Consider the following 11,377-nt stretch of genomic DNA (forward strand, 5'->3'; position numbering starts at 1 on the left):
TCTTGTATCTAATAATGTTCTCATTAGAAAGCATTCCCGGGCTATGTTTGACAGCACCCAGGCTACATTCAAATTACATGTATTAATTAACTACCCTCTCGTCTCAATAGCTGGAAATTTTTGGGGTTCGGGTCCAGTATATTCAGATGTAGGTCTTATCAACTTGTTATTCGCTCTTTGCTCAAATACATGTGCTGCCCATCCTGTGATACGCGACATAACAAAAATGGGTGTGAACAAGAATGTAGGAATACCGCAGTAGTGGTATGCCGAAGCACTATAAAAATCTAAATTAGGGAATAATTTCTTTTCATTCCACATTACTTCTTCAATGCGTTCTGAGATGTGGTATAAAAGAAGATCGCCCTTAGCTTCACCCAATCGGAATGACCATTTTTTGATGATGTCAGAACGTGGGTCACTGGTGGTATATACTCGATGTCCAAATCCCATTATAAGGGCTTTATCATGCAACATTTTTTTGAGATCAGTTTCAGCTTGATCTGGACTATTAAAACGTCCTATAAGCTCCATTGCTGCTTCATTTGCCCCACCGTGTAAAGGACCGCGTAATGTACCAATAGCGCTCGTAATTGCGGAGTAAAAATCAGCCAGTGTTGCTGCAGTGACCCGTGCAGCAAAAGTAGAGGCATTAAATTCATGCTCAGCATATAAAATCAAAGAAACATTCATCATCTGAGCTTCGATTTTACTTGGCTTATGTCCATGTAATAAAGCAAGAAAATGAGCACCTATTGTTTGCTCATCACTTAAGCCAGAAATTTCTTTGTTGTGAAAATGCCATGCATACCAGTAGCACATTATCCCTGGAAATAAAGCCAGCAGCCGATCTGCAATATCATATTGTTCTGAAAAATTATTTTCTGGTTCAATTGTACCCAAAAATGAACAAGCGGTTCTTAGAACATCCATGGGATGTGTATTTTTAGGAATTAATTTAAGTACGGTTTTTAAAGTATCTGGCAATGTTTTAAGACTAACCAGTCTTTTTGTATACTCATCCAATTCCTTTTGAGTAGGTAGTTTTCCATAAAACAATAAATAGGCAACCTCTTCAAACGTAGCATATTCTGCCAAATCATCAATTGAGTAGCCTCTGTAATTCAAACCCTTCCCTGCTAGTCCAACTGTACAAATTGCTGATTGACCTGCAACAACTCCGGCTAAACCGCCGCTTTTAACACTCATTGTCTTCCTCCATCAATTGGTCTAGTTTTTGTTCGTATTCATAATAACCAAGTACTTCATATAGTTCCTCTCGAGTCTGCATTGTATCGAGCATAGACTTTTGCGTTCCATCCAGAAGAATCGCACGATAGGTATTTAGCGCTGCTTGTGACATGGCTCTAAATGCACTTAAGGGGTACAAAATTAATGATACACCTACCTGTTTAAGGTCTTCTTGATTAAATAAAGGAGTTTTCCCAAACTCGGTAATATTCGCCAAAACGGGTACGGGAACTGCCTGAGTAAAAGTTTGATAGTCTTCTAAACGTGTCATTGCCTCAGGAAATATCATATCAGCCCCTAATTCAACACAAAGTAATGCTCGTTCAATAGCCGCATTCATACCCTCAACAGCATAGGCATCAGTTCTTGCCATAATTACAAAATCAGGATCTTGGCGCGCATCAACGGCTGATTTAATTCGATCACCCATTTCTTTCAGAGACACAATGGCTTTATTGGGTCTATGCCCACATCGTTTTGCCAACACTTGATCTTCAATGTGAATGGCGGCGACGCCTGTTTTCTCCATGAGCTTTACCGTTCTGGCAATATTAAACGCATGCCCCCATCCAGTGTCCACATCGACGAGCAGTGGTAAAGGACACGCTTCGGTAATTCGACGTGCATCCTCAAGAACCTGAGATAAATTGGTCATGCCAAGGTCAGGTATGCCGTAAGATGCATTTGCAACGCCAGCTCCTGAAAGATATATTGCCTTAGCTCCAGCAGATTGTGCGAGCATAGCAGAATAAGCATTTATGGTACCCAATACGGGTAAGGGTTTATTTTCTTTGACTGTCTGTTTGAAGGCTTTTCCCATGGAACTTGCCATTAGCTGTCACTCCTTGATCGTAATGTAAACCTATCCAGCTGGAAAAATAATATGGAACTCGAGCCTTTCGTCAAAGCATCGATAGTTCGTTTCATCCCAGCTACAAGGATAATATTATGCTCTAATGAGAATACCATCTCAATCGATTTTAATCTCACCCCTAATTATATTTTTACGTAAGAAACGTGCAGGCGATAAAGCATATTGCAAGTTTCTGGGTAAACAACCTATTTCGTTATTAATTACAGATGCAAGCCATTCCGCACATAAAGGAATTGTTGTCAGGCCTCGAGAACCAAATCCAGCACAAGCATAAAGACCAGGATAATAAGGACCTGCTTGGGCTATCCAACGTTTTGCATTAGTTTCCAATCGAGCAAATTGCTGTAGAAATTGTTCGGCATCAGCAATTTTACCAACTAAAGGAAGATAATCGGGAGTTGATGCTCTGACTCCAGCCCAATGATTGTTTACGGTTCCAGACCACAAAACCTCAGGTGCTAATTGTTTAAGTTTAGCTAAATTACTTTGATCATCCTGTGGTTTGATTTGGGAGTCCGCTGATTTTAACTCATAGGTAGCACCGAGCAGGTGTATACCTTGTATTGCTGGAAGCACATGACCATCGCCACAAAGAGGCATTTTTAAGCAAGCACTTTGCTCTGTTGAGGAAATTCCTGTCATTTGCCCACGTATCGGTTTAACTGGCAAATACTCTGTTTCTTTAAAAGAGCTGATTTTGTGACCATTCGCCAAAATGAGCACTTCTGCTTCTAAATCATTCACAAACCATCGTTTATCAAAATTCAATTGGCTTACAGAAGTATCAGTAAGCAAGGAAATACCTTCTGCATTCACTAAATACTTACATAATTCCGGAGAATTAATCCATCCTGATAAAGGGATATGTAATCCGGGTTTGTCTAAAGATAGTCCTGTCAACTCTGATGCCCGCTCTGCATCTACGAGAGATCCCAACTCGGGGTAATGAGTAAGCCAGGAACGTAAGCTGGACTGAGCGGCTTTTTCTTTCTCAGAGTATGCAAGTAATAATGAGCCATTCAGTTCACCAATCTGTGTTTGATTTAAAACACATTGATACGTTCGTGCAGCGTATAAAAACGCGGTTAACATAAATTGAGTTAAAGGAGATCGGTAGGCAGATAGTTTAGGAAATAAAACTGCTTGCTGATTTGCCGACCCCCCGCTACCGACTTGACCCATTTCATCAATAATTGTTACGTTCCACCCTCTCTTATTAAGTGCATGAGCTGTAAAACAACCAGCTAAACCGGCACCGACAATAATCGCTGATTTGCTGAAATACTTTTCAGGCTTCCCCACATGCCAAGGTGCGTGTCGTTTCGCGTTATTTTGTATCGGTGTTTTCGTAAAACGAGCACAAATCATATGACGTTTTGGCCCAAATCCTGTACGTTTTTCTACATCAAATCCATTCTGGCTTAATCCTGCTTTAACAGAGCCTGCGGCGGTATAGGTTGCTAAAGTGGTATTTTCTTTAGATAACATCGCTATTACGTTAATCAAAGCATCAGACCACATACTTTTATTTTTAGCTGGGGCAAAGCCATCTAGAAACCATGCATCAATAAAAGCCGTTCTAAGTTCCTTTTCTAGCGTAGATTCGCCACAAATTAGTAGTTGTTCATAACATTCTAGGGCATCGCCTAACATTAAGGTCAGTGTTACTCTGCCATTACAAAAAGACAAATGATGATATCCAGGAGTCAAGACTGGATAGCTTGTTATAAGCTGCAGGGCATACTTTTCCAATTGTGGCCAGGAGGCAAGACTTTTTCTTAAATCAGCAAGAGATAAAGGATGTTTTTCACATGAAATAAAATGCAACTGGCTGGACTTGGGTGCATATTGCTCCCATAAACTCCAGCTTACGAGAAAATTCAAACCAATTCCAAAGCCCGTTTCTGCAATCGTAAACCTTTGAGGTTTATCATCAGAAAATGATTGCCAGCGGTTAATTAAATCATTTCCATCAACAAATACATGAAGGGCTTGATTTATTCCGCCTTCAGAAGAATGGTAAATGTCATCATATCGTGTCGAGAAAGGCAGAGTATCATGCCAATCCACCTCTGCCTTATTTATAGGTACAAAAAAATTACTCACATACAACTACTCGATTCGTAGCCATCCCTTTGGCTTCTTTTAATTCAGTTGGCTTTTTTTCCTGAATTAAATCCCTTAACTTAGGCACTAGGATAAAAAGTACAATTGAAGAACCAATTGCAAATAATCCTAACATTAAAAATACATGGCTATAACCACTATTAGTTACTAAAGGTGAAACACTATCTTGCCCTTCAATCATCAAATTTGAACTATAGCTAGATAAAGTTGCACCAACCCCAGAATTAAGCATCCACATTCCCATCATCACACCCTGTAATGTTGTAGGAGCCAAATATCCTATCATAGCATAACCAATTGGAGATATTAAAAGCTCACCAATACTCTGCAAAACATAACTCAAGATAATCCAGCTGGGATTCACTAGTCCTTCATAATTGGCATAAGCAATACCAATAGGCAATATTACAAAAGCGATACCAATAAGCAGCAATGACAATGCAAACTGGGTTGGAATATTAATTTGAACCCCATTTTTACGCATTTTATGCAACAATACACCTAACAATGGACCTCCAATAACAATTGCGACTGTATTTATATTTTGGAACCATTGTGGTGGAATAATCCAACTTGCATACTCACGCTGAACATTATGATCAATAAAAAATGTAAGCCCCATGGGTGCTATTTGGTACAGCATCCAAAAAACAGTCCCTACAACCATAAACACTGCAAATGCTACTATTTTATCTTTAGCCTCTTTTGTTGGTTGTTTTCTTGCCAGATATAAAATAACTCCGAGCATTACAATGCCTGTTATCAAAACTAATTTTTTAGCCCAGTCAGCATATTGGAGCATTTGACCTAAAAAGAAAGGAAGAACTAAAATCAGGATGCAACCTAACAGAACAGCTCTTTTCTGAGAAACCTTATCTTTTTTAGAGAAAATTGTATCTTTATCTGATAATTGCTGCCAACAATATAAACAAATGATTAAGGCAATCAAATTCCCTAAACTACTAAGCAAAAAAAGTCGCTCATAGTTCTGAGTCAACTGAAATAGTCCACTCAAACTAAAACCAACAAAAAAACCGATATTCATACCTGCATAATTCATGAGAAATGCTGTTTCCCGTCGAGTATCTTCTGGAGAGAAACATTGAGTTAACATACAGTTCACGCATGTTACATTTAAACCAGAGCCGGTTAAGAAAGCTGCCAAACCATAATAGAGAAATGAAATATCGCCGAATGACAACAGGACGCAGCCAATAATTTGCGCTACCATTCCCGCACAAAACAACGCACGATTAGAGAGCAAACGCCCACCCCAAAAACCTCCAAGTAAATGCAACCCATAATTAAATGCGATAAAAACACCCATGATACTGTTGGCGGTGCTAATTTGGAGTCCTAATTTACCCTTCATATACAAAACAAGTGTAGAGTACAAAACGCTAAAACTTAAAGTAGAAACAATTTGAATAAAAAAAAGAGGAATGATTCCTTGGGGCATTGACTTAATAAATTCCTTTTTATTTGTCATTATCGACATATGACCTTCCTTGTTTATTCAAGATCGTCTTTGAATATGACATGTGGAAAAATCACTGTCTAGGTATTTTAATAAATATATTTTAAAAATATATTATTTCAATAGGTTATTATGCTGCATTACAACAAAATCCGTTTATTGAGAGATAAATAAACTTCTTTAAAACTGGGTGCCGCTATTGCTTCACCCAGCCTAAAAAAGCATCTGGTCGACACCTTACAATGCTATCTTTTTAATTGATTAAGAACTTCCTCGGCGGCCATTTGGGTTTTAGTGACTTCATTTTCACCATGGGCACTGGATACAAATCCAGCTTCATACATAGAGGGAGCAAAATAAATACCTTTCTCTAACATTCCATGATAGAACTTTTTAAATAAAACCTCGTCAGAGGCAGCAACATCAGCATAATCCGCAATGCGTTTTTTTTCTGTAAAACAAAAACCAAACATGCCACCTAATGAAGCAGTAAAAAATGGAATATTTAACATTTCAGCAACAGAAGCTAAAGCCTGAGTTAAGCTTTGAGTTGTTTCACTTAACTGTGCAAAAAAACCTGGTTTTTCAATTTCAGATAAAGTTGCAAGACCTGCTGCCATAGCTAATGGGTTACCAGAAAGAGTACCTGCTTGATACACTGGTCCCTCAGGGGCTAAAAAGGACATAATTTCTGCCTTACCACCTAAAGCACCCACAGGCATTCCCCCTCCAATGACTTTACCAAGAGTAGTAATATCAGGGGTGATACCAAATACCCCCTGGGCTCCAGTTAACCCTACTCTAAAACCAGTCATTACTTCATCAAATATCAATAAAGCATTATATCGATCGCATAATTGACGTAATCCATTCAAGAACTCTTGTTCAGGTAAAACAAACCCCATGTTTCCAGCAACTGGTTCCAATATTACTGCTGCAATATCATCAGGAAATTTTTCAAATAATTGTGCCGTTTGTTCCAGGTTATTAAAGTTTGCAGTTAAAGTATGTTCTGTAACGCTTTGTGGGATTCCCGGCGTAGATGGGATGCCTAATGTAAGAAGACCAGAACCTGCTTTGACTAGCAAACTATCACTATGTCCATGATAACAACCATTAAATTTAATAAATTTATTTTTTTTGGTTACACCACGCGCCAATCTAATGGCAGTCATCGTTGCCTCAGTACCAGAATTAACCATTCGTACTTTTTCAATCGAGGGAATTAACGAGATTATTTTTGCAGCCAATTGTACTTCAAGCTCTGTAGGCGCGCCAAAACTCATGCCACTATGCAGCACATTATTTACTGCTTCAATTACAGCTGGATGACAATGCCCAAGAATTAATGGCCCCCACGACCCAACATAATCAATGTACTCATTATTATCAACGTCAACAAGATAAGCACCTTTACCTTGTTTAAAAAAAATCGGATCGCCACCGACACCTTTAAATGCCCTTACTGGTGAATTGACACCTCCAGGAATAAGCGCTTGAGCCTGATGAAATAAATCTGTTGAGCGAGTCATAAAAATCTCCATAATTTTGCAGTATAATATTACAGAGAATATTAAAAATTGGCAAAAAAAGCAGTTTATCTTTACATCGACGTCCACAATAGCTAAATTACGCTATTTTAAATGAGTATTATCATGCAAGAATATAAAAAATATATTTGTGTCATCTGTGGTTTTATTTATGATGAAGCTGAGGGTTGGCCTGAGGATGGAATTGAGCCAGGAACACGTTGGGAAGACGTACCAGAAAACTGGTTCTGTCCAGATTGTGGCGCTGGTAAAGAAGATTTTGATATGGTGGAAATGGAATAAGTTTCAATATTAGTACCTTTATCAAGAACATACGAAACCCGGGATCAAGAGATTTTAGAAAGTTAGGAGTTCCGGGTTCCACTTCACTTAACCAGGCTACGAGTTTAGAACTACGGTTTCACCACAACCAAAATCACGATCCCTATTAGCAGCAGAGTTGGTAATTCATTATAAATTCGAAAGAAACGAGAGTTTTTTTGATTTTTATGCTGTGCAAACAACTTTAAATAATGCCCACATAAGAGGTGGTAAATCCATAAAATAACCACCAGACTCAATTTAGCATGCATCCATCCCACACTCATGTAATAAGACAGATTATAGCTAATAAGCCATATTCCCAATAAAGTGGTCAGTATCGCAGCAGGCCACGTAATTCCATAATAGAGCCGCCTCTCCATTATTTTAAAACGAGTAAGACTCGTCTCATCCTGAGTATCAGCATGATAAACAAATAGTCTGGGTAAATAAAATAATCCGGCAAACCAGGCAACCATAGCAATAATATGAAATGCTTTAATAAACAACATAATTAATTTCCTGAACGATGCTTTCGTTTTTTCCGTGAGTGTTTCAGCAAATTCAGCGACTCAACACCTAAAGAAAATCCCATGGCAAAATAAATATATCCTCGAGGAATATGGAAAGAAAACCCATCTGCAACAAGGACCATTCCAATCAAAATTAAATAACTTAGTGCAAGCATTTTGATTGTAGGATGTTCTTTAATAAATGCGCTTACTACTTCACTTGCAAAAATCATTATTAGGATGGCGCAAGTAATCGCAACAGCCATCACCCAAAAATATGAGGTCAAGCCCACTGCTGTCAACACACTGTCTAAGGAAAATATAATATCCATTAATGCAATTTGGAAAATAACTGCACGAAATGTTGCCTTAAAAGTTACTGTCTTTTCATCCGTTGCTACAAGCTCTTCGGTCACATCCTGGTGAATTTCTTCTGTTGCTTTCCAAATTAAGAAAGCACCACCTCCCATGAGGAAAAAATCACGAGCAGAAAACGACATGTCAGCCACGGTAAGTAATGGTTTGGTTAATTTGATGAGATCTACTGCCAGCGCCAGCAAGATTAAACGCATAACCCAAGAAAGCGTGAGCCCCCATCGCCTTGCTTTTTTTCTCTGTTTTGGGGGTAATTTTTCAGACAAAATAGATAAAATTACCAAATTGTCAATTCCCAAAACTATTTCTAATATAATTAAGACAATTAAGCCTATTGTAATATCAATAAAATCCATCAAATCCCCAGATGTCAGAAATTGAAAAATTATATGATATACTCTTAACTAGATATTTACCTACATCTTTTTGTATAATCCACAACACAAAATTTTACTGAAAGATCAAGGTTTGTAAGCACAAAAGATTCACTTTATTCTTTTGCTTCGATATAATATAAATTTTTTATTAGTCTTGTGAGATAGAAAGATCATCAAATTTATTAAAAAGCTATTAAAGAGAAACAGGGCTCATGTGCCAGCTGTTGCCTCAGCTTATATCATCCCAAGGAATAAACATTCCATATCTAAAGCGGACATTAGCAGCAATGCGCTCAAAGTGCTTAACCGCTTAATTAGTGCTGGCTTTCAAGCATACATTGTTGGAGGCAGCGTTAGGGATTTATTACTGCATAAGGCTCCCAAAGATTTCGATGTTGCAACCGATGCAACGCCAAATCAAGTTAAGAATTTGTTTCGAAATGGACGAATTATTGGGCGTCGATTCAAGCTTGTACATATACTGTTCCATCGCGAAATTATTGAAGTAGCTACGTTCCGAAGTCATGTGGCGGAGGATGAGAATCAACAAACAAATGAACGTGGAATGTTAGTGCGTGATAATGCCTATGGCTCCCTTGATGAAGATGCCTGGAGACGTGATTTCACAATTAACTCGCTTTACTACAACATCAATGATTCCTCTATTGTTGATTTTACTGGCGGTGTAAAAGATGTTGAAAATAAGCTTATTCGCATGATTGGTGACCCAGTAAAACGTTATCAGGAAGACCCCGTACGCATGTTGCGTGCAATTCGCTTTAGTGCCAAATTAAATTTCAAACTTGCACAAGAGACGGAAGCACCTTTTCCTGAGATTAGTCATCTTATTACTCATGTTTCCAGTTCACGCTTATTTGATGAAATGACGAAGCTATATCAATGTGGCAATGCGGTAGCAGTTCAAAGATTGCTCATGCAATATGGCTTGTTTCAACATTTATGCCCTCAAACAAATGCTCTATTGAACAGCGCTCATCCAGTACATGCATTATTGGCTATTGCTCTTGAGAACACAGATACTCGTATTCATGAAGAAAAACCCGTAACCCCAGCATTCTTATTTGCGGTTCTTTTATGGTTCCCCATGATTGAACGCGCACAGGAACTACAAAAAACTGGAATAGATCCACTGCCTTCTATAGATAAAGCAATGTCACTTGTCATTGCAGAACAAAATCAAATTATTTCAATTCCCAAACGCTATACACAAATTATTCGTGAAATCTGGTTATTACAGTATCGCTTTGCAAAAAGACTTGGAGGAAGAGCCTTTAATCTTTTGCAACACCCTCGTTTTAGAGCAGCCTTTGATTTCATGGCGTTACGTGCCCTTGCAGGCGATGAATCTATGGAGCTAGCGCAATGGTGGACAGCTTTTCAAGATGCTGGTGAAGCAGAGCAAGCTAAAATGGTAGCCCAACTCAAACCAGATATGCCTAAGCGTAAGCGACGCCGTAAGCCCAAAAGCAATAAAGTTAGTGATCCACAATGAATGTTTGTTATTTAGGTCTGGGCTCAAATCAGCAAGTGCCTGAACGTCAACTTCGAAAAGCAATTAAATCTATAAAAGCTTTGCCCTCTACTGTGGTTACCAAAATTTCCTCTTTTTATTGGAATAAAGCCTGGGGATTGCAAGGTCAACAAGATTTTTGTAATACAGTAATCGAGATCGCTACTCGTTTATCTCCTTCACAATTACTTGATGCATGCCAGAAAATTGAAAAGAAACAGGGGCGAGTTCGAAAAAGGCACTGGGGACCAAGAGTTATTGATATTGATATTTTGTTTTATGAAAATCAAATTATCCGATCTAAAAAACTTGTAATTCCCCATCCACAGATTCAATTTAGAGATTTTGTCTTAATTCCTTTAATGGAAATAAATCCCAATTACAAATTTAAAAAATCTTGATTGTAAAATTATCTCATCTACTCCTGATTAATGCCTAATAAATAAACTACGAACTGCCAAGCATCAACCTCAAAGTAAATTATTTTCACATTTTGTGATGTAAAATAGGTACTTATATCAAGGAATCTACTATTATTTACAATAATAATTTTAATTGTGAGGCTACAATGTATAAGAATATTTTATTTGCTACGGATTTGCTCAAGGAACATAATCATCTCACAGAAAAAGCAATCGCTATCGCAAAGCAATTTAGTGCCAAATTATATCTGTTACATGTCATTGAACTACCTGCTAGTTTCCAATTAGCTCAAGGACTTGGTTTTACAGAGTTAGCCAACCCAGCTAAAGACGATGCACAGACTGTGTTAGCCCTATTGGGAGAAAATTTTAACATTCCACGCAACCATCAATTTGTCGAAGTAGGTTCGGTAAAAGAGCATATTTTTAATAAGGTAAAAGAATTGGATTGTCAGCTTATTATTATTGGCAGTCATTCTTCTGTTGGTTTGCATTCGTTCTTGGGGAGCACAGCACATGCTACAGTTAATCATGCCCCTTGTGATGTATTAACATTACGACTTTAAAAATTAATTTTTTAT

At 38.0% G+C, this 11,377-nt stretch carries 11 protein-coding genes; 4 read left to right on the top strand and 7 right to left on the bottom strand.

All coding sequences use genetic code 11. The features are described 5' to 3' along the window. Positions 1–90: 90 nt before the first annotated feature. The 5 genes from prpC to hemL form a co-directional block, all read right to left on the bottom strand. Positions 91–1,209: a bifunctional 2-methylcitrate synthase/citrate synthase gene (prpC, locus tag DGG96_RS12445; RefSeq protein ID WP_110142988.1), complete on the bottom strand. Its 1,119-nt coding sequence runs from the start codon at positions 1,207–1,209 to the stop codon at positions 91–93. Next, the gene (prpB, locus tag DGG96_RS12450) at positions 1,199–2,083 is read right to left on the bottom strand and encodes a methylisocitrate lyase (RefSeq protein WP_110142989.1); all 885 of its coding nucleotides are present in this window, start codon (positions 2,081–2,083) and stop codon (positions 1,199–1,201) included. Before prpB ends, prpC begins: the two co-directional genes overlap by 11 nt. A gap of 138 nt (positions 2,084–2,221) precedes the next feature. Continuing rightward, complete coding sequence (gene mnmC, locus DGG96_RS12455; RefSeq protein ID WP_110142990.1) at positions 2,222–4,231, bottom strand: bifunctional tRNA (5-methylaminomethyl-2-thiouridine)(34)-methyltransferase MnmC2/FAD-dependent 5-carboxymethylaminomethyl-2-thiouridine(34) oxidoreductase MnmC1; 2,010 nt, start codon at positions 4,229–4,231, stop codon at positions 2,222–2,224. Further along, the gene (locus DGG96_RS12460) at positions 4,224–5,750 is read right to left on the bottom strand and encodes a peptide MFS transporter (RefSeq protein ID WP_110142991.1); all 1,527 of its coding nucleotides are present in this window, start codon (positions 5,748–5,750) and stop codon (positions 4,224–4,226) included. The genes mnmC and DGG96_RS12460 overlap by 8 nt, the downstream gene beginning before the upstream one ends. Positions 5,751–5,974: 224 nt before the next feature. After that, positions 5,975–7,261, bottom strand: coding sequence for a glutamate-1-semialdehyde 2,1-aminomutase (gene hemL, locus DGG96_RS12465; RefSeq protein ID WP_165831610.1), 1,287 nt, complete (start codon positions 7,259–7,261; stop codon positions 5,975–5,977). A 123-nt stretch (positions 7,262–7,384) separates the two neighbouring features. Between hemL and DGG96_RS12470 the strand changes: the two genes are divergently transcribed. Further along, positions 7,385–7,561 (top strand): rubredoxin, encoded by a 177-nt coding sequence (locus tag DGG96_RS12470; protein ID WP_019232400.1) that lies wholly within the window; start codon positions 7,385–7,387, stop codon positions 7,559–7,561. Positions 7,562–7,671: 110 nt separating this feature from the next. On the opposite strand, the gene hemJ is transcribed toward DGG96_RS12470, so the two are convergent. Both hemJ and DGG96_RS12480 read right to left on the bottom strand, forming a co-directional pair. Next, on the bottom strand, positions 7,672–8,091 hold the full coding sequence (gene hemJ / locus DGG96_RS12475; protein ID WP_110142993.1) for a protoporphyrinogen oxidase HemJ: 420 nt from the start codon (positions 8,089–8,091) through the stop codon (positions 7,672–7,674). A 2-nt stretch (positions 8,092–8,093) separates the two neighbouring features. Further along, a complete protein-coding gene (locus tag DGG96_RS12480) occupies positions 8,094–8,822 on the bottom strand; it encodes a TerC family protein (RefSeq protein ID WP_110142994.1) in 729 nt (242 codons plus the stop codon). 235 nt (positions 8,823–9,057) lie between these two features. Between DGG96_RS12480 and pcnB the strand changes: the two genes are divergently transcribed. The 3 genes from pcnB to DGG96_RS12495 all read left to right on the top strand — a co-directional run bounded on the left by pcnB (position 9,058) and on the right by DGG96_RS12495 (position 11,362). Further along, positions 9,058–10,356 carry a polynucleotide adenylyltransferase PcnB gene (gene pcnB / locus DGG96_RS12485; RefSeq protein WP_199739249.1) on the top strand — a complete coding sequence of 433 codons (1,299 nt, stop codon included), beginning with the start codon at positions 9,058–9,060 and terminating at the stop codon, positions 10,354–10,356. Continuing rightward, positions 10,353–10,775 (top strand): 2-amino-4-hydroxy-6-hydroxymethyldihydropteridine diphosphokinase, encoded by a 423-nt coding sequence (folK, locus tag DGG96_RS12490; RefSeq protein ID WP_110142996.1) that lies wholly within the window; start codon positions 10,353–10,355, stop codon positions 10,773–10,775. Before pcnB ends, folK begins: the two co-directional genes overlap by 4 nt. A 167-nt stretch (positions 10,776–10,942) precedes the next feature. Beyond that, on the top strand, positions 10,943–11,362 hold the full coding sequence (locus DGG96_RS12495; RefSeq protein ID WP_110142997.1) for a universal stress protein: 420 nt from the start codon (positions 10,943–10,945) through the stop codon (positions 11,360–11,362). The last annotated feature ends 15 nt before the right edge of the window (positions 11,363–11,377 follow it).

Source organism: Legionella qingyii (assembly GCF_003184185.1).